The sequence below is a fragment of the Oxalobacteraceae bacterium OTU3CINTB1 genome (genome assembly GCA_024123955.1).
Taxonomy (GTDB): Bacteria; Pseudomonadota; Gammaproteobacteria; order Burkholderiales; family Burkholderiaceae_D; genus Rugamonas.
In genome coordinates this window covers 4,653,263-4,671,128 of the sequence record CP099652.1, presented here as the reverse complement: position 1 = coordinate 4,671,128, position 17,866 = coordinate 4,653,263, and the positions used below count along the sequence as shown (strand labels likewise).

17 protein-coding genes are annotated in these 17,866 nt (G+C 64.8%); 9 read left to right on the top strand and 8 right to left on the bottom strand.

Translation table 11 applies throughout. The annotated features are described in order from the left end of the window. Positions 1–4: 4 nt before the first annotated feature. The 4 genes from NHH73_20110 to NHH73_20095 are packed head-to-tail and all read right to left on the bottom strand — an operon-like array spanning position 5 to position 3,643. On the bottom strand, positions 5–1,027 hold the full coding sequence (locus NHH73_20110; protein ID USX24906.1) for a patatin-like phospholipase family protein: 1,023 nt from the start codon (positions 1,025–1,027) through the stop codon (positions 5–7). Next, on the bottom strand, positions 999–1,598 hold the full coding sequence (locus NHH73_20105) for a hemerythrin domain-containing protein (protein ID USX29664.1): 600 nt from the start codon (positions 1,596–1,598) through the stop codon (positions 999–1,001). The genes NHH73_20110 and NHH73_20105 overlap by 29 nt, the downstream gene beginning before the upstream one ends. Positions 1,599–1,648: 50 nt before the next feature. Beyond that, entirely contained in the window at positions 1,649–2,680 is a 1,032-nt protein-coding gene (locus NHH73_20100) for an SDR family oxidoreductase (GenBank protein USX24905.1), read from the bottom strand. A 30-nt stretch (positions 2,681–2,710) separates the two neighbouring features. Beyond that, positions 2,711–3,643: an isoaspartyl peptidase/L-asparaginase gene (locus NHH73_20095; GenBank protein ID USX24904.1), complete on the bottom strand. Its 933-nt coding sequence runs from the start codon at positions 3,641–3,643 to the stop codon at positions 2,711–2,713. Positions 3,644–3,838: 195 nt separating this feature from the next. On the opposite strand from NHH73_20095, the gene NHH73_20090 reads away from it, so the two are divergent. The 6 genes from NHH73_20090 to NHH73_20065 all read left to right on the top strand — a co-directional run bounded on the left by NHH73_20090 (position 3,839) and on the right by NHH73_20065 (position 9,763). Further along, positions 3,839–4,396, top strand: coding sequence for a (2Fe-2S)-binding protein (locus NHH73_20090; GenBank protein USX24903.1), 558 nt, complete (start codon positions 3,839–3,841; stop codon positions 4,394–4,396). Beyond that, positions 4,393–5,421 carry a xanthine dehydrogenase family protein subunit M gene (locus NHH73_20085; GenBank protein ID USX24902.1) on the top strand — a complete coding sequence of 343 codons (1,029 nt, stop codon included), beginning with the start codon at positions 4,393–4,395 and terminating at the stop codon, positions 5,419–5,421. Before NHH73_20090 ends, NHH73_20085 begins: the two co-directional genes overlap by 4 nt. Positions 5,422–5,486: 65 nt before the next feature. Further along, positions 5,487–7,712 (top strand): xanthine dehydrogenase family protein molybdopterin-binding subunit, encoded by a 2,226-nt coding sequence (locus NHH73_20080; protein USX29663.1) that lies wholly within the window; start codon positions 5,487–5,489, stop codon positions 7,710–7,712. A gap of 17 nt (positions 7,713–7,729) precedes the next feature. Further along, positions 7,730–7,975, top strand: a complete 246-nt coding sequence (locus NHH73_20075; protein USX24901.1) for a hypothetical protein — start codon at positions 7,730–7,732, stop codon at positions 7,973–7,975. 58 nt (positions 7,976–8,033) lie between these two features. Continuing rightward, positions 8,034–8,543 (top strand): DUF1488 family protein, encoded by a 510-nt coding sequence (locus NHH73_20070; protein ID USX24900.1) that lies wholly within the window; start codon positions 8,034–8,036, stop codon positions 8,541–8,543. 116 nt (positions 8,544–8,659) lie between these two features. Further along, complete coding sequence (locus NHH73_20065) at positions 8,660–9,763, top strand: GDSL-type esterase/lipase family protein (GenBank protein ID USX24899.1); 1,104 nt, start codon at positions 8,660–8,662, stop codon at positions 9,761–9,763. A 19-nt stretch (positions 9,764–9,782) separates the two neighbouring features. Here the strand turns inward: NHH73_20065 and NHH73_20060 are convergent, their stop codons facing one another. After that, positions 9,783–10,031: a hypothetical protein gene (locus NHH73_20060; protein ID USX24898.1), complete on the bottom strand. Its 249-nt coding sequence runs from the start codon at positions 10,029–10,031 to the stop codon at positions 9,783–9,785. A 38-nt stretch (positions 10,032–10,069) separates the two neighbouring features. Between NHH73_20060 and NHH73_20055 the strand changes: the two genes are divergently transcribed. Then, a complete protein-coding gene (locus NHH73_20055; GenBank protein USX24897.1) occupies positions 10,070–12,397 on the top strand; it encodes a DUF4982 domain-containing protein in 2,328 nt (775 codons plus the stop codon). 441 nt (positions 12,398–12,838) lie between these two features. On the opposite strand, the gene NHH73_20050 is transcribed toward NHH73_20055, so the two are convergent. The 3 genes from NHH73_20050 to NHH73_20040 form a co-directional block, all read right to left on the bottom strand. Then, entirely contained in the window at positions 12,839–14,152 is a 1,314-nt protein-coding gene (locus tag NHH73_20050) for a sugar MFS transporter (protein ID USX24896.1), read from the bottom strand. Positions 14,153–14,301: 149 nt separating this feature from the next. Continuing rightward, complete coding sequence (locus NHH73_20045) at positions 14,302–14,808, bottom strand: hypothetical protein (GenBank protein ID USX24895.1); 507 nt, start codon at positions 14,806–14,808, stop codon at positions 14,302–14,304. Between the two features lie 207 nt (positions 14,809–15,015). Continuing rightward, entirely contained in the window at positions 15,016–15,513 is a 498-nt protein-coding gene (locus NHH73_20040; GenBank protein ID USX24894.1) for an FxDxF family PEP-CTERM protein, read from the bottom strand. A gap of 301 nt (positions 15,514–15,814) precedes the next feature. Between NHH73_20040 and NHH73_20035 the strand changes: the two genes are divergently transcribed. After that, the gene (locus tag NHH73_20035; GenBank protein USX24893.1) at positions 15,815–16,747 is read left to right on the top strand and encodes a Gfo/Idh/MocA family oxidoreductase; all 933 of its coding nucleotides are present in this window, start codon (positions 15,815–15,817) and stop codon (positions 16,745–16,747) included. Further along, entirely contained in the window at positions 16,747–17,766 is a 1,020-nt protein-coding gene (locus NHH73_20030; GenBank protein USX24892.1) for an arabinogalactan endo-1,4-beta-galactosidase, read from the top strand. Before NHH73_20035 ends, NHH73_20030 begins: the two co-directional genes overlap by 1 nt. Positions 17,767–17,866: the final 100 nt, after the last annotated feature.

The following is a 17,866-nucleotide window of genomic DNA, read 5'->3' as shown; positions in this document are numbered from 1 at the left end:
GCGCTTACGCGAACGCCCGCTCGAGGTCGAGCGTCGAGCGCACCCCAAGCTGGCCGGCGTCGGTGCACAACCATTGTTCGGCCGCCGCCACCCCGCGCCGGTGCAGATGGGTGATGAAATCGCGTTCCGCGTTGAACTTGCTCGACACGCGGTAGTCCGACAAGGTGTCGTTCCCACTGATCAGGTGCAAACGCGATCGGTTGGCGTGCATGGACGTGCCTTCCTGCTCGTCGGGCGCGTCCAGCCCGTGCTTGAGGGTGGCAAGTTCGCGCACGAAACTGATGTTGAAGGCGATTTCATTGGCACGGTTGCTGATGTCCGCAAGGTTGCGCGGCATGGTCGAGCGCGAGACCGGATTGTTCTGCACCACGATCACGTCGCCGGCGTTGCGGTCGAGTAGCGGCGCCAGCGGCGGGTTGGCCACATAGCTGCCGTCCCAATAGCTTTCACCCTCCACCTCGACGGCGGCGAATACCGTCGGCAGGCAGGCCGACGCCAGCAGCGACTGCACGGTGATCTCGTCGCGCGTGAAGATGCGGCCCTTGCCGGTGCGCACATTGGTGGCCGCGATGAACACGGGGATGGTGTCGGCGGCGCGGACCCGGTCGAAATCGATCAGGCGCGACAGCAAAATGCGCAGCGGGTTTTGCGTGAGCGGTATCTCGAACACCGGGCCGGCCAGTACGCCGGCCATTTCCAGCCCGTGATAGGCGGGCGATGCTTCCATCGTCCAGCCGCCAATCAGGTGGTCGAGCAAGGTGCGCCGCATCGGGCTGAATGAGGCGGCAGTTGCCAGCCCGGTCCAGAAGCGTCGCAACGCCCCTTGCGCGCCGCGCCGGCCGCCGCCGCGGGCGTAGCCGTCGGCGAGCACCGCCGCGTTGATCGCGCCCGAGCTGCTGCCCGTCAGGCAGTCGATTGCCAGGTCCTCCTCGTCGAGCAGCCGGTCGAGCACGCCCCATGTAAAGGCGCCGTAGGCCCCCGCCCCCTGCAGGCCGATGCTAACCGTTCTGGGCTTGGAGTCGCGCATTGGCCGATCCTTTCAAGAGATGACCGGCCGCGATGCCGCCTGCCAGCGCCAGGACCAGCGCCGTGGTGCTGCCGGAAAAACCGACCACGCCGCTGGCGGCGATCGTGCCCGCCTTGCCGCCAACCAGTTGCAGCCGCCGCTTGGTCATCTGGATGCCCATCTCGCTTAGTTGGTCGGCGCTGAGCAATTTCTCCGCGTTGGCGAGCAACACGGTTTCCTCGTCGGCCACATGATGCATGACGATGCGCATCAGTTCCATCAGCAGGCGGTCGTGCTCGTCGTCGATGGTGGTGCTGGCGCGCAGCCGGGCGATGAGTTGCCGCATCTCATCGTGTTCGGGTTCGCTCTTGGCGGTGACGGCATCGGGGCTGATGCGGCGCATGGTGGGATAAAAACATTCCTCTTCCAACGTCGCGTGGATTTCCAGCGCGGTGCAGATATGGGTGGTCAGCGCTTTTTTGACCCGCTTTTTGGCCCCGCCCGTGTATTGGTGAAAGGCGAGCAAGACATGGCTGTGGTCCATGCGGATCATGTCGGTGATGGAAGGGCTGAGTTTGCTAAGTGAGAACATGGCTGACTCCTCGATATTTAAAATGGCGTGGCGCCGCAGTTCGCGGTCGCTTATTTCTCTTGCGCAGCGGCGGCCTGTGCGCTGAGTTTCCATGCCGCGAGCAAGGTTCCGCCCACCAGCAGCGACAGCGCCAGCGGCTTGCCGCGCGTGCTCAGGTAGGTGTAGGCCGAGCGTTCATGCACCTTGTTGCGATGGCCGCCCATGCGCTCCTTCAACTCCATGCCGTTCGACGCGTACAGCGAATCGGCGCGGTTGGGCACGGTCGGCTGATCCTTCTGCTGCTGCTTGAACATGAACAGGTTCATGAACTTGTCCATCGCGCGCGGCATGATTTTGCTCTCCAGCGAGATCATCTTCGAGGCGCCGCCGACGTAGATGTCGCGCTGCGGGTGCTCGGCCGCGTACAGGATCGCGTCGGCCACCACCTCGGGCGCGTACAGCGGCGCCGGCAGTTCGGGCTCGTTCGCCATGTAGTTGCGGGCGTGGCCGGTGAACACGGTGTCGATACCGGCCGGCTTGACCAGCGTGACCGAAATCGGCACGTTATCCTTTTCGATTTCCATCCGCAGCGAGTCGGTGAAACCTTTGACCGCGTGCTTGGAGGCTGAATACATGCCCTGCAGCGGCACCGCGCGGTCGGACAGTTCGCTGCCAAGATTGATGAGCGCGCCGCCGTGGGCCTTCATCAAGTCCAGCGCCACCAGCGAGCCGTGCACGACGCCCCAAAAGTTGGTTTGGAATAGTTTTTCCTGGTCGGCCAGCGGCACGTCCTGATTGCGCCCGTAAATCGAGATGCCGGCGTTGTTGACCCAGGTGTCGATGCGGCCGAAGCGCTGGATGGCAGCGCGGCCGAGGGCTGCCACCTCGTCACGGTTGCCGACGTCGGTCGGCACCGCCAGCGCCTCGCCGCCGGCGGCGCGCAGTTCGGCCACCAGGGTATCGAGCGCGGCGCTGTCGCGCGCCGCCAGCGCAAGGCTGGCGCCCTTGCGCGCGGCCGCGCGCGCGGTCGTCAAGCCGATGCCGCTGGTGGCGCCGGTGATGACCATCACTTGGGAGTGCAGGGGTTTCAAACGGCTCATCATTTTTTTTCTCCAGAAAGGTGGGTGATTAAATCAATTGTTTCCGTTGGCCACGGCCCACGGCATGTCGCGGTTGCTGCGCGCGCCGCTGTCGGTGGGGCTGACGGCGATCAGGCCGATGTCGATGGCCGGCTCGAACAAGGTCAGCGCGCGCTCCAGCGCCGCCGGCAATGCCATGCCATCGGCCAGCCAGCCATGCACCCGGTGCGCCAGCAGGTGAGGCACGATGTGCTCCCCGATACCGGTGACGGCCACCGCGCCGGCCGGCCCGGCGTAAAACCCGGCGCCGATGATCGGGGTGTCGCCCACGCGGCCGAGCAGGGCAGGCGCGCAGCCGCCGGTCGAGCCGGCCACGGCGAAGTGGCCGGCGGCGTCGCGCACCACCGCGCCGACGGTGTCGCACGGTTCGCCCGGGGCGATCGCCGGCGGCGTCGGGTAGTTCCAGTATTGCGCGAAGCTGGCGTTGTCTTCGCCGGGAACCAGGCGCTTGCCGTGTTGCAGATCTTCAAGCATTTCCCGGTGCTTGCGCAGCGCCTGTTCGGTGGTCGGATCGTGATCGCCGGCGCCGATGTGGCGGGCGAAACGCAGCGCGCCTTCGCCGCACAGCAGCCAGTGTGGCGTGCCCGCGACGGCCGCCGCCACCTCCACCGGATGGCGCACGCGGCGCAGGCCGGCCACGGCCCCGAGGCGGCCCAGACTGTCCATGACGGCCGCGTCCATTTCGATGGTGACGCCGTCCATGCGCAGCACCGAGCCGGTGCCGGCGTTGAAGCGCGGGTCGTCCTCGAGCACGCGGACGGCGGCGACCGCCGCCTGCACCGCGTCGGCGCCCGCGCGCAGCCGCGCCAGCCCGGCGCTGGCGGCGGCCACGCAGCCGTCCTGGTCCGCGATATCCGCGCCGGCGCCGCCGTGCGCGACCACGACCGGGGCCTGGCGGGAAAATGTTGGGTTGGAAATTGCTGTCATCGGGGTTCGCTGATGGGGATTGAAGCCTTCATCATGCACGCGATCCGCGTCGCGCGATGTAGGCGCTTCTCGAAGGACGAGGTAGGAATTTGACGTATGTGGATGAGTGCGTTAAAGCGGCGCCAGCGTGCGCTGACACACAGTCCGCTTCAAGCGCGCTGGCTACAGTGGTGGCTACCCATTTCAGGAATCGCCATGGACGACCATCTCACCGCCGCGCCGCTCGAGGCGGCCATCAACACCTATCCCGTCAACCTGCGCATCAACGGCCAGCCGCACCGCTTCGAGGTCGAGGCCTGGGTCACCCTGCTGGACCTGCTGCGCGAACGGGCAGGCTTAACAGGCAGCAAGAAAGGCTGCGACCACGGCCAGTGCGGCGCCTGCACGGTGCTGGTTGGCGGCAAGCGCATCAACTCTTGCCTGACCTTGGCGGTGATGCAAAATGGCAAGGACATCACCACCGTCGAGGGCTTGGCCGACGGCGTGCAATTGCATCCGCTGCAGCAAGCCTTCATCGAGCACGACGCCTTCCAGTGCGGCTACTGCACCCCTGGCCAGCTGTGTTCGGCCGTGGGGCTGATGAACGAGGGGCAGGCCGGCTCGGTCGCCGAGGTGCGCGAGCTGATGAGCGGCAATGTCTGCCGCTGCGGCGCCTATCCCGGCATCGTCGCCGCCGTGACCGAGGTCATGGGGCTGCCCGGGCGCAAGGATAATCCCGACCGGCCGTATCTGCCGGGGACGGTGCCGGCATGAATCCGATCACCTATGTGGAAGCGGCCGACGTGGCCGGCGCGCTGGGCCACCAATATGTCTCAGGGCGGGCGTTCATCGCCGGCGGCACCAACCTGATCGACCTGATGAAGGAACAGGTGATGCGCCCGACCACGCTGGTCGACGTCAACGGCCTGCAACTCGACGCCATCGAACCGTCCGCGTCGGGCGGCTTGCTGCTGGGCGCGACCGCGCGCAACGCCGACACCGCCTACCACCCGCTGGTGCGCGACGGTTATCCGCTGCTGACGGCGGCGATCCTGGCGGGCGCCTCGCCGCAGATCCGCAACATGGCCAGCAACGGCGGCAACCTGTTGCAGCGCACCCGCTGCCACTATTTCTACGACCTCGCCACCGCCTGCAACAAGCGCGCGCCCGGCAGCGGCTGCGCGGCCATCGGCGGCCTGACGCGCCAGCACGCCATCCTCGGCGCCAGCGCGCACTGCATCGCCACCCATCCATCGGACATGTGCGTGGCGCTGGCCGCGCTGGAGGCGGTGGTGCACGTGGTGTCGGCCGACGGCGCGCGGCAAATCGCTTTTGCCGATTTTCACCGGCTGCCGGAAGACCATCCCGAGCGCGACACAACGCTGGCGCCGGGCGAGTTGATCACCCATATCGAACTGCCGCCCGCGGCGCAATTCGCCGCCCACTCGGCCTACCTGAAGTTCCGCGACCGCGCCTCGTACGCGTTCGCGCTGGTGTCGGTGGCGGCCATGCTCGACGTCGGCGACGACGGCGTGGTGCGCGACGCCCGGCTGGCGCTGGGCAGCGTGGCCCACAAACCCTGGCGCGTGCCGCTGGCCGAAGCGGCCCTGATCGGCCGGCGCGCCGGCCCGGAAACGTTCGCGCACGCGGCCGAGCTGCTGCTGTCGGGCGCCCAGGGGCAGGGCGAGAACGACTTCAAGATCACGATGGCGCGCCGCGCGGTGATCCGCGCGCTCGAGCAGGCGCTCGAAGGCACGCATGACAATTCCCATGAATACGCCGGCAAGGAGCAACCGTGACCGATCTGATTGAAGCATTGCGCACCCCCGTGGCCGACCAGGGCACCGGTAACGTCAACATTGGCATGGCCGTCTCGCGCGTGGACGGGCGCGACAAGGTCACCGGCCAGGCGCGCTACGCCGCCGAGCACTGGCCCGAGGCCGGCGAAGGACCGTTGCTGTACGGCGTGGTGGTCAGCGGCAGCGTCGCCAAGGGCCGCATCGCCGCCATCCACGCGGACGCCGCGCTGGCGTTGCCGGGCGTGGTGGACGTGATCTCGCACGAAAACCGGCCCCGCATCCGCTCCTTCGACATTTTCTACAAGGACATGACGGCGCCGGGCGGCTCGCCGTTCCGCCCCCTGTACGACGACAAGGTGCTCTACAGCGGGCAGCCTGTCGCGCTGGTCGTGGCCGAAACATTCGAGGCGGCGCGCCACGGGGCCGCGCTGGTGCGCGTCGACTACGACGTCGAGCCGCACGAGACCTATCTGCTGCAGCATCGCGGCCGCGCCTACACGCCCAGCCGCCTGAAGGCCGGCTACACGCCGCCGCCCGACACCAAGGGCCATCCGGACGACCGCTGGGACAGCGCCGCCGTCAAGATCGAGGGCGAGTACTACAGCGGCGTCGAGCACCACAATCCGCTGGAGATGTTCGCCTCGACCGTGATCCGCGGCGCCGACGGCCACCTGACGATCTACGACAAGACCCAGAGCTCGCAAAACAGCCGCTGGTATGTGTCGCACGTGTTCGGCCTGTCGAAGGACAAGGTCACGGTGCGCAATCCTTATGTTGGGGGCGCGTTCGGCTCGGGCCTGCGGCCGCAGTACCAGTTGCCGCTGGCGGTGATGGCCGCGCTCAAGCTGGAACGTTCGGTGCGCGTGGTGCTCACGCGCCAGCAGATGTTCAGCTTTGGCCACCGGCCGGAAACGCAGCAGCGCGTCCGGCTGGCGGCCGAGCCGGACGGCACCCTGAGCGCCATCATCCACGAAGCCCTGGCCGAAACCTCGCGCATCGAGGACTACGTCGAGGTGGTGGTCAACTGGTCGGGCGAGCTGTACGCCTGCGAGCATATCCGGCTCGGCTACAAGCTGGTCGATCTCGACCACGCCAGTCCGATGGACATGCGCGCGCCGGGCGCGGCGCACGGCGTGCACGCGCTGGAGGTGGCGATGGACGAGCTGTCCTATGCGCTCAAAATGGACCCGCTGGCGCTGCGCCTGAAGAACTACGCCGAGGTCGATCCCAGCCACGGCCTGCCGTATTCCACCAAGGAGTTGCGCGCCTGCTACGAGCAGGGCGCGGCGCGCTTCGGCTGGGACAAGCGCCCGCTGGAGCCGGGCACGATGCGCGAAGGGCGCGAATTGATCGGCTGGGGCATGGCCACCGGCATGTGGGACGCGATGCAAATGTTCGCCCGCGCCAGCGCCGTGCTGCACGCGGACGGCAACCTGGTGGTCAGCAGCGCCGCCACCGACATCGGCACCGGCACCTACACGGCGATGAGCATCATCGCCGCCGACGCCATGGGCCTGCCGCTGGAGCGGGTGCGCTTCCAGCTGGGCGACTCGACCTTGCCGGTGGCGCCGATCGAAGGCGGCTCGTCGCACGTGGCCACGGTCGGTTCGGCGGTGGACGGCGTGTGCGACAAGCTCAAGGAGCGGCTGTTCAACATGGCCCGGAGGATGGACGACTCGCCGCTGGCCACGGCGCGCCTGGCGGACGTGGAATTCGCCAACGGCGGCGTGCGCCTGACCGCGCGGCCGGAGGTCGCCGTTTCGCTGACGGACATCATGGCCGCCAGCGGCGAGGCGCGCATCGAAGAGAAATACATGATGCTGCCCAATATGCTCAAGCAGATGAAGTACCAGCGCGCCACCCACTCGGCGGTGTTTGTCGAGGTGCGGGTCGATCCGGAGTTCGGCACGGTGCGGGTGACGCGGGTGGTCAGCGCGGTCGCGGCCGGACGCATCATCAACGCCAAGACGGCGCGCAGCCAGATCGTCGGCGGCGTAGTATGGGGCATCGGCCAGGCGCTGCACGAGGAGACCTTCTGCGACCATCACGAAGGCCGCTTCATGAACCACAACCTGAGCGAGTACCACGTGTCGGTCAACGCCGACATCCACGATATCGATGTCATCTTCGTCCAGGAGGACGACCGCATCGTCAGCAGGATCGGCGCCAAGGGCGTCGGCGAGATCGGCCAGGTGGGGGTGGCGGCGGCCGTCTGCAACGCCATCTACCACGCCACCGGGCGGCGCGTGCGCAGCACGCCGATGACGCCGGACAAGGTTATGCTGCCGTAAAAACATTGGAGAATGCCATGCCGATAAAAACCGTGGACGGATACGAGATCGACTACACGGCCGAAGCGCTGGAGGGTTGCGACGACTGGGGCGCGTACGTCGCGGTGTTCGCGCCGTCCGACAATCCCATGCACATGAATAATATCGTTCCCAAAAAGCGCGTCGCCGCCGACGTCGCGCTGACCAGCGAAGCGATGGCCGAGCAGGAGGCCGAGAAGGCGGCCATGGAGATCCTCGACCAGCTGCGGTCCGGGGCGGCCTAGTCAGAAACCCTGGCTGAACAGGTTGGGAGTGATTCAATTGTTGATCGTGGAGTGATCTATGAACATGTTGTCGTCCGGTGATCTCGTCAAACCCAAACTCGGCGGCCCGGAAATGATCGTGGTGGGCGTCGCGGACTTCCACCGCGACCGGCCCGAAGCCCTGTCGGTGTTTTGCGTGTGGGACGAGGACCATTTCCTGCATGAGGAAGTGTTTCAAACCAAACATTTGGCCTTGATCCGCAAGGAGCGCCGGCGCGCCGTGCGCAGGACCGACGCGGAATACCGCGCCTGCGCACCGAGCCGGCCGACGGCCGGCATCGAGCTCCAGGACGTGTCGCTGTCGATGGATGGGCAGCGGGTCACCTTTTATGTGCAGGTCGCTACGACGGCGCGCAAGTTCGCGATGATTTCGGCCAGCGCGTTGACCAGGGCGTTCCCGCAAACTGGCGGCGGCGCGCTCGCGACGTTCGAGGCACACCGCAGGCTCATCAAACTGGCGTGCCAGCGAAAGATGCGCGCCTATCCTGGATTTCCCGTGCTGATCCTGCACGCGACGGATTTCGAATAGGCCGCCAGAGCGCGTTGCCCTTCAGCGGGCTTTGGTTTTTTCTGTTGCGGCATTGGTGAATATCGCAATTGCCGAAGCCGGTGTCCCCGCCCACAATAGCGGAAAGGGGACTCAATATGATGTTAGCAAGATTTACAGGCGGCGCCCGCAACGGCGCCGCCTTCATCGCCGCGTTGCTGCTGGCCGGGCAAGCCTGGGCGGCCGTCACGGTCGGCGCCGATAACGCCAATCTGCAATACACGGGACGGGTCGACCAACGTGCGGCCGCCGCGCCGGTGATTTCCTGGCCGGGCACCCGCATCGAGGGCAACTTCACCGGCACCACTTTGGCCATCAAGCTCGACGATCAATTCGGCAAGAACTTTTTCGACGTCTACATCGACGGCGACCTGACGCGGCCGGTGCTGGTGCAGGCGGAGAAGGGGAGCAAGACCTATCCGGTCGCCGACAAGCTGGCGCCGGGCCGTCACAGCTTTCTGATCACCAAGCGCTCGGAGGGCGAGGAGGGCGCCACCGTGTTCCAGGGACTTGAACTGGCCGATGGCGGCGCATTGCTGGCGCCGCCGCCGCGCAAACAGCGGCGCGTCGAGTTCTTCGGCGATTCCATCTCCAGCGGCATGGGCAACGAGTCGCCCGCCGACGGTCCCGACCATCTGGTCAAGGACAAGAACAGCTTCATGTCCTACGCCTCGATCACGGCGCGCGCGCTGGACGCCGAACTGCACCTGATCTCGCAAAGCGGCATCGGCGTGATGATCAGCTGGTTCCCGTTCACGATGCCGGAGTTCTACGACCAGTTGAACGCGGTCGGCAACAACGATAGCGTGTGGGACTTCAAGCGGTGGACGCCGGACGTCGTTGTCATTAACCTGTTCCAGAACGACAGCTGGCTGATCGACCGCGAGAAGCGCCTGTCGCCGGTGCCCAACGACGCCCAGCGCGTGGCGGCGTACCGGAAGTTCGTCCAGACGATACGGTCGAAGTACCCCAAGGCCTACATCATCTGCGCGCTGGGCAGCATGGACGCCGTGAAGGCCGGCTCCAAGTGGCCGGGCTACGTGCGCACGGCCGTCGATCAAATGCGGGACGAGAACAAGGACACCCGTATCGATACGGTGGTATTGCCTTACACCGGCTTTAACGGCCATCCGCGCATTCCGCAACACCAGGCCAACGCGGCGCTGCTGACGGCGGTGATACGGACAAAAATGGGCTGGTAATCGAAAGTCCCGTGGCGGACTAACCTTCGCCCTGGGAGACCGCAAAGTCCTGGAATAACGTCACGTCCAACGCGTCGCCGCCGCCATCGATAGCCTGACTCCTGACAATGGGCAGGCCGGTTACGCTACCGGCGCATATCAAAGTTATCTCTACCCATGAATAATTTGTATACGTACCGGCTTTCGGCTGCGTGTCAAAACAATACTGGATATACTGCGCCGTGATAGCTGCCGGACGCCGCCATGCGTCGGCGGTCGCCTGTTCCATTCTTTTTTATCCGGTATTTTTGGGGAGTTCCACGCACTATGACCAGTTTTATTTCGAGTCTACACAAGCAGGCGCGGGGCTTCCCGACCATCGGTTTGCTGGCACTGGCGGTGAGTTCGGCGGCCAGCGCCGCCACCACCAGCCTCAATCAGTCATGGGACTTCTACCGCGACGACGCCAAGAGCGCCGACACCGTCGACAAGGTCGCGCCGGGCGCCTGGACCAAGGTCGACCTGCCGCACACCGCCCGCCTCGAAGCGAAAATCCCGGTCAACTCCTGGCAGGGCAGCGCGTATTACAAGAAAAGCTTCGACGCCAAGGTAGCTCCCGGCGAGCAAGCGGTGCTGCGCTTCGAAGGCGCGATGAACGTCGCCGACGTCTGGTTCAACGGCAAGCACCTCGGCACGCACCTGGGCGGCTATCTGCCATTCTCGTACGACGTCACGCCGCACCTGAAGGCCGGCGGCGCCAACGAGCTGGTGGTGCGCATCAATAACGAAGACAACGCCGTCACCGGCCCGAAACCGCTGAAGGATCTGGACTACATCCAGTACGGCGGCATCTACCGCGACGTCACCTTGAGCATCAAGCCGGCGGTGCATATCAGCGACGAAATGCTGTCCAATACCGAGGCGGGCGGCGGCGTGTTCGTCACCTATCCGCAGGCCGATAAAAAGTCCGCCATCGTGCGCGTGAAGGCCGAAGTGTGCAACACCGCCGCCGAAGCGCGCACCGCGCAACTGGGCCAGCGCCTGTTGTTCAAGAACGCCCGCGTCGCCGACGGGACCGGGAAGATCGAGCTGGCCGCCGGCGAATGCCGCCACGTCACCCGCGACCTGAAGGTCGACCGCCCGCAATTGTGGTCGCCGAAGTCGCCGAACCTGTACGCGATCCAAACCACCGTCTCGAGCAAAGGGCAGCAGGACGTGGTCACCACCCGCGCCGGCATCCGCCGCATCGCGCTTGAAAAGGGCAAGTTGCTGATCAACGGCGAACAGACTTTCCTGCGCGGCGTGAACCGCCACCAGGAATTCCCGTACGTCGGTTACGCCTTGTCGCCGCAGGCCGACTACCGCGACGCGCTGCTGATCAAGCGCGCCGGCTTCGATTACGTGCGCCTGTCGCACTACCCGCATTCGCCGGCCTTCATGGCCGCCGCCGATGAACTGGGCCTGATGGTGCTGCCGGGTATTCCGGGCTGGCAGTACTTCAATCCCGATCCGGCGTTCGCCACGCAGGTGCTGAAAACCTGTAGCGACATGGTGCGGCGCGACCGTAACCACCCCAGCGTATTGGCGTGGGAATGCTCGCTGAACGAAACGCAGATGCCCGATCAACTGATCGACAAGCTGCATAAGACCGTGCACCAGGAGTATCCGGGCGACCAGGCCTATTCCGCCGGTTGGGTGCCGCAGACCTACGACGTGTATCTGCAAGCGCGCCAGCACCGGCTGGAGGACAAAAAGCCGTTGCCGAACAAGGCGCTGATCGTCTCCGAATACGGCGACTGGGAATACTATGCGATGAACGCCGGCTTTAATCAAACGGCGTGGGGCGACCTGAAAGAGGCCGACCGCAGCAGCCGTCAATTGCTGACCGATGGCGAAACCCGTTTGCTGCAGCAGGCGAAGAACCTGGCCGAGTCGCACGACGACAACTTTAAGACCGGCGCCGTGGCCGACGGCTACTGGGTGATGTTCGACTATGGCCGCGGCTACGCGCCGGACCTGGAATCGTCCGGCGTCATGAGCATCGACCGTCTGCCGAAGTTCTCGGCGGAGTTTTTCCGCTCGCAGCGCAGCGCGTCGGAGACATCGGCGAAATGGGGCGGTGGGCCAATGGTGTTCATCGCCAGCTACTGGACCAAGGATTCGCTGCCGCAGGTGCGCGTGTTCAGCAACACCGACGAGGTTGAGCTGTTCTTGAACGGCAAGAGCCTGGGCAAGGTCAAGAGCGGTCCGTCGAAGACGCATCCGAACCTGGCGCATCCGCCGCTGGAGTTCGACGCCGGCCAGTTCCAGGCCGGTACGCTCAAGGCGGTGGCTTACCTGAAGGGCCGCAAGGTGGCCGAGCATGTCGTGCAGACGCCGGCCGAGCCGGTCAAGCTTGGCATCGCGGTGGATGACCTGGCGGTGAGGTCGACCGACGGCGACCTGGTGTTCATCCGCGCCAAGTTGCTCGACGCCAACGGCACCGTGGTGCCGGACAGCGGCAAGTCGGTGACCTTCGCCGCCGCTGAAGGCTACGAGATCGTCGGCCCGAGCGTGGCGACGACCGAAGCCGGCATCGCCAGCGTGCTGGTGCGCGTGAAGGGCGCCAAGGGTTCTATAAACGCCGAAGCAGGCTCCTTGCGCGGCCGTCTCTAATCCGTTTGTTCCTACGAAAAAGCCGGCTTTCAAGGAAGCCGGCTTTTTTTCGCCTGCGCACCCCGGGGTCAGGTCCGACATTCGGACATTTCGTAAGATCGAGGAACTTTTTTGATTCAATGAAGTTCCCCAATGTCCGAATGTCGGACCTGACCCCATCGCGCCTTGACCCCATCGCGCCTTGACCCCATCGCGCCTGACCCCATCGCGCCGCTTGGCGTTTTCGGCATTCTCCCGCGAAGGGCCGGTCGTCCGCATGCGCCCGCATGCAATACCGGAGGGCGGGTCGCAGATCTCGCACTGATGGCCACCACTGGCGGCCGCGTAGCCGCGCCGGACGCGATGGGGTGCGGGCGAAAAAAAGCCGATGCGAACGTGGTTAAACGTCGGCATCGGCCTTGGTCTTGATCGCCGCGCGGGAAGGCGGCGACCGCGTCCAGCTTAGGTCGGGCTGGCTGTCTCGTCCGGGAAGGCGTTGGTGGCCTTGGAGCCCCACAGCGCGTAGAACAGCACATACATTTCGCACAGCGCGGTCAGCAGGAAGGACATCTGCAGGCCGTAGATGTCGGCCAGCCAGCCTTGCACCACCACCAGAGCGCCGCCGGCGATGGCCATGATCAGCAAGCCGGCGCCTTCCTCGGTCATCGGGCCCAGGCCCTTGATGCCGAGCGTGAAGATGGTCGGGAACATCACCGAGTGGAACAGGCCGACCGATATCAGCGCCCACATCGCGACGTGGCCGGTGGTGAAGGTGGCGATCAGCATCACGATGGCGGCGCCGATGCTGGCGCCGGCCAGCACGGTTTCGGCCGAGACGGTGCGCATCAGCGCGGCGCCGACGAAGCGGCCGATCATCATGCCGCCCCACAGGATGAACAGGTAGGTCGACGCGGTCTGGTGGTTGACGTTGCCGATTTCAGGCTGCGAGACGAAGTTGATGAACAGGTTGGCCACGCCGATTTCGGCGATCAGGTAAATGAAGATTGCCGGGATGCCGAACACCAGGTTGCGGTGGCGCCACAGCGAGTGCTTGCCGCGTTGTTCCTTGGTCGCGCGGCTGGTGCTGGACGATTTCATTTCCGGCAGCGGGAAGCGGGCGATGATGACGGCCAGCACGATCAACACGCCGGCGACGATCAGGTACGGCAGTTGCACCGCCTGGGCGTCGGCCAGGCGCTCGGCCTGGGTCAGCACCTGGCCGGCTTCGAGCGTGCCCGAGCTGGAGCGGCCCAGGATCAGGTAGCCGCCAAACAGCGGCGCGAACGTGGTGCCGAGCGAGTTGAACGCCTGCACCAGGTTCAGGCGCGACGAGGCGGTCTGCGGCGAACCGACGACGGCGACGTAGGGATTGGCGGCCACTTGCAGCAGGGCGATGCCGCAGGCGATCACGAACAGCGCGAACAGCGTGACCGGATACGACGGCAGGCGCGCCGCCGGGATCATCATCAGCGAACCGGCGGCCATGATGCCGAGACCGACCACCATCGATTTCTTGTAGCCGATGCGCTCGATCAGGCGGGCGGACGGGATCGAGGCGACGAAATAAGCGATGAACCAGACCGATTCGATCAGCGTCGTTTGCGTGTAGTTCAGGTCAAATACGCTGCGGAGATGCGGCAGCAGCGTATTGTTAATTACCGTGATGAAACCCCACGTAAAAAACAAACTTGCAAGCAGCGACATCGTCGCACGGTAGCTGACAACGGGAGACGAGGTCGTCTCCATAGTGCGAGCAGATGAAATTGGCGCTGCCATAATCTTTCCTTTCCAACAAGCGGGAGGAATATGGTAGAGCCAATCCCGTTATCTTGCCAATGAATAAATAACAATGTCCTATATCTTTTTCGATATGGCAGATATCACCAGATCGTAGTACTGGTAAAAATGCGGGCTGCAAGCCTGTTTCAGGCCTGCACCTTGTGGTCTTCCGACTGGGCTTTTTCCATCGCTTCGGGCTCCAGTTCCTCGGCCGAGCGGTTCAGGTGCACGAACACGCCCCACGCCGCCAGCAGCACGCCAACGCTGCCGACCAGCGCCGCCACGTACACCAGGCCGGCCAGGTCGTCGTGCACGGCGTGGAAGGTCGCCACCAGGCCCTCGATCGCCAACGCCACCACTACCACGACGAAAAAGCGCGACAGGAAGCGCCGCACCCGGGTCGGCGCGCTGATGTCGGCGTCGCGCACCACTTCCTCTTCAATGATGGTCTCGGCGATTTGCAGCGCCACCACGGCGGCGGCCAGGATGCCGATCGCCTCGATTACCTGCTGGGCGGCGGCAAGGCCGATCTCGCCGGTGGCGGCGTCCCAGCCGATGCGCGCGCTGATGGCGATCAGAAACAGCGCGGCGGCCGCGAACAGGAACGCGATCAGCGCGTGGATCGCGCCAAAGGCGGTCAGGAGCTTCTTCATGGGGGTATCCTTACAAGTTTCAGTTATTGCTTAATTGTAAGGTGATAGGGCCGTGCCATATGTTCGCTAAGCAGCATATGCTGGGCAATAACAGGCGAGGCCGCCTGAAAAAATCGGAGACGCAAAAAAACGCGCCGGCAGGCCATCGAGGGGATGGTCTGCCGGCGCGCCGGTATGCTGCTGGAGGGCGTTGGCCCTCCTCGCTGATTACTTCTTCGCTTTACGACGAGCGACCGCACCCATCAGGGCCAGGCCGCCGAGCATCATGGCGTAGGTTTCTGGCTCAGGCACAGGCATTGGGATGGCCGACACGGTGGCGCCGTAGCGCGCACCAGCCAGACCGCTGGTGCCGGTGATGCTGACGCTGTAGGTGCCGGCGCTCAGTGGGCCGTTCCAGCTCAGGGTCTGCGAACCGGCGCCGCCGGTCAGGCCGAAGCTGGTGCTGTTCAGCACAGCTGCGAAATTGCTGATCGCGCCTTCGGTGACGGCGAACGTCTGGACTGCCGCGAACGAAGTGCTCGATGGCGCCAGCAACGTGAAGCTCCAGGTGTCGTTGATGGCGGTGTTGGCGCCGAACTTGATCGACGAGCCGATCAGGGTATCGAAACCGGTTGGATCGAGGATGCCCAGGTCATAGGCGGTTGCCGACGCACTAAACGAAGCGGCGGCGAGCACGGCGGTTGCAACAACAGATTTTAATTTCATATTAATCCTCGGCGAAGGTAGGGGCAGTAGGGTAGATCGGGGTGGGGTGTAACTGAGGCCCATAGTAGCATCTTTTCATTTGCAATTTCAATCACATACTTATCGTTTTTACACTTACTTTCACTTATTTACACGTCAGTTGTACGGACGCGTCACTTTCTGTTGCGGCGCAGCAAATTGGCTGGGCAGGTGTCATGTCATTTGAGTATATTTACAACGATAAAAATGATTGGTTGCGTGACCGGGCGCGTTTTAGGATAGCGTCCGGCACGCAGCCCACTTTTAAGAAAGATGCTTACGTATGTCACTCACACCCATCAAACTTGCCATCGTCGGCGTGGGCAAAATCGTCCATGACCAGCACGTGCCGGCCATCGCGGGCAACACCGATTTCGCGCTGGTCGCCTCGGCCAGCCGTAACAACACCATTAAAGGCATTCCGGGTTTCAAGTCGATCGAGGACATGCTGGCCGCCATGCCGGAGATCGAAGCGGTCTCGCTGTGCATGCCGCCGCAATACCGCTACGCCGCCGCCCACGTGGCGTTAACTGCCGGCAAGCACGTGTTCCTGGAAAAGCCGCCCGGCGCCACCCTGTCGGAAGTGGCCGACCTCGAGGCGCTGGCTGCCGCCAAAGGCGTGTCGCTGTTTACCAGCTGGCACTCGCGCTACGCGCCGGCGGTGCAGCCGGCCAAGGCTTACTTGGCCGAGCACCCGCCTATTCATATGCAGGTGACCTGGAAGGAGGATGTGCGCCACTGGCATCCGAACCAGGATTGGATCTGGCAGGCTGGCGGCCTGGGCGTGTTCGATCCGGGCATCAACGCCTTGTCGATCGTTACCGAGATCCTGCCGTCGCTGGTGTTCCTGACCGGCGCCACCCTGGAATTTCCGGAAAACCGCGACGCGCCGATCGCCGCCGCACTGCACTTCAAGAACGCCGCCGGGGTGCCCGTCGACGCCGAGTTCGACTGGCGCCAGACCGGCAAGCAGAGCTGGGACATCGTGGTCGGCACCGCGCAGGGCGAGGTCAAGCTCAGCGATGGCGGCGCGCGCCTGTGGATAGCCGGCGCGGAACAGCCGCTCGAGAAGGAAGCCGAATATCCGTCGCTGTACCGCCGCTTCGCCGAGCTGGTCAAAACCGGCCGTTCGGATGTCGACGTGGCGCCGCTGCGCCACGTGGCGGACGCCTTCATGCTGGGCAAACGCAAGGTCGTCGACGCGTTCCACGATTGATGGCCGCCATCACACGACGCGCCGCAGCGCTGGCGGCGGGCCTGCTGCTGGCCGCAATGCAGCATAATGCCGCCCACGCGGCCGCCGGCGGCTTCGCCAAAGGCGCCGATATCAGCTGGATCACCGAAATGGAGGCGGCCGGTCGTCCCTTCCTCAACCGCGACGGCAAGCGTCAGGATTTGTTTGCCACGCTCAAGGAGCAGGGCATGGACGCGGTGCGCCTGCGCGTCTGGGTCGATCCCGCCGACGGCTACAACGGCCTGGCCGACGTGCTGGCCAAGGCCGGGCGCGCCAAGGCCGCCGGCATGCGGCTGATGATCGACTTCCACTACAGCGACAACTGGGCGGATCCGGGCAAGCAATTCAAGCCGGCCGCCTGGAAGGACTACAGCGTCGCGCAGTTGGCCAAGGCCGTCGGCGAGCATACCCGCAGCACGCTGGCGGCGCTGCGCGATGCCGGCATCACGCCGGAATGGGTGCAAGTTGGCAACGAAACCACGCACGGGATGCTGTGGCCGGAAGGCGCCGCCGGTACGCATATGAAGAACTACGCGCGCTTTGTCGCCAGCGGCTACGATGCTACGAAGCAAGTGTTCCCGGATGCGCAGGTGATCGTGCATATCGATAACTGCCACGACAACCGCCAGTTCCGCTGGAATGTCGACGGCCTGCTGGCCAACGGCGGCAAGTTCGACGTAATCGGCGCGTCCGCCTATCCGACCACCGTCAAGGGTGTCGACTGGCGGGCGGCGACGGCGGCCTGCCTGCACAACATGAACGACCTGGCTGCCCGCTACGGCAAGCCGGTCATGCTGGCCGAGGTCGGCGCGCCATGGAACCATCCGGAGGGCAAGGCCATCATTGCCGACCTGATCGCCAAGGTGCGCCAGGTCGACCACGGCAAGGGCGTCGGCGCATTCTACTGGGAGCCGCAGGCTTACAACTGGAAAGGATATCCGATGGGCGCCTTCGACAACAGCGGCAAGCCGACCGCGATCATGGACGCGTTCCGGGACTAGGGCGCCTCTTGGTGGCTCATGAGGGCTCATGATGGCTTATGATGGATTACGTGGCAGTAATCCATCATTTGTTTTTTTCACGCGCCACGCCCCCGTTTAG

What these genes read in the sequence shown, in the direction of transcription:
- NHH73_20110 (USX24906.1), bottom strand. Translation starts at nt 1,027, where the DNA reads ATGCGCGACTCCAAGCCCAGAACGGTTAGCATCGGCCTGCAGGGGGCG.
- NHH73_20105 (USX29664.1), bottom strand. Translation starts at nt 1,598, where the DNA reads ATGTTCTCACTTAGCAAACTCAGCCCTTCCATCACCGACATGATCCGC.
- NHH73_20100 (USX24905.1), bottom strand. Translation starts at nt 2,680, where the DNA reads ATGATGAGCCGTTTGAAACCCCTGCACTCCCAAGTGATGGTCATCACC.
- NHH73_20095 (USX24904.1), bottom strand. Translation starts at nt 3,643, where the DNA reads ATGACAGCAATTTCCAACCCAACATTTTCCCGCCAGGCCCCGGTCGTG.
- NHH73_20090 (USX24903.1), top strand. Translation starts at nt 3,839, where the DNA reads ATGGACGACCATCTCACCGCCGCGCCGCTCGAGGCGGCCATCAACACC.
- NHH73_20085 (USX24902.1), top strand. Translation starts at nt 4,393, where the DNA reads ATGAATCCGATCACCTATGTGGAAGCGGCCGACGTGGCCGGCGCGCTG.
- NHH73_20080 (USX29663.1), top strand. Translation starts at nt 5,487, where the DNA reads ATGGCCGTCTCGCGCGTGGACGGGCGCGACAAGGTCACCGGCCAGGCG.
- NHH73_20075 (USX24901.1), top strand. Translation starts at nt 7,730, where the DNA reads ATGCCGATAAAAACCGTGGACGGATACGAGATCGACTACACGGCCGAA.
- NHH73_20070 (USX24900.1), top strand. Translation starts at nt 8,034, where the DNA reads ATGAACATGTTGTCGTCCGGTGATCTCGTCAAACCCAAACTCGGCGGC.
- NHH73_20065 (USX24899.1), top strand. Translation starts at nt 8,660, where the DNA reads ATGATGTTAGCAAGATTTACAGGCGGCGCCCGCAACGGCGCCGCCTTC.
- NHH73_20060 (USX24898.1), bottom strand. Translation starts at nt 10,031, where the DNA reads ATGGAACAGGCGACCGCCGACGCATGGCGGCGTCCGGCAGCTATCACG.
- NHH73_20055 (USX24897.1), top strand. Translation starts at nt 10,070, where the DNA reads ATGACCAGTTTTATTTCGAGTCTACACAAGCAGGCGCGGGGCTTCCCG.
- NHH73_20050 (USX24896.1), bottom strand. Translation starts at nt 14,152, where the DNA reads ATGGCAGCGCCAATTTCATCTGCTCGCACTATGGAGACGACCTCGTCT.
- NHH73_20045 (USX24895.1), bottom strand. Translation starts at nt 14,808, where the DNA reads ATGAAGAAGCTCCTGACCGCCTTTGGCGCGATCCACGCGCTGATCGCG.
- NHH73_20040 (USX24894.1), bottom strand. Translation starts at nt 15,513, where the DNA reads ATGAAATTAAAATCTGTTGTTGCAACCGCCGTGCTCGCCGCCGCTTCG.
- NHH73_20035 (USX24893.1), top strand. Translation starts at nt 15,815, where the DNA reads ATGTCACTCACACCCATCAAACTTGCCATCGTCGGCGTGGGCAAAATC.
- NHH73_20030 (USX24892.1), top strand. Translation starts at nt 16,747, where the DNA reads ATGGCCGCCATCACACGACGCGCCGCAGCGCTGGCGGCGGGCCTGCTG.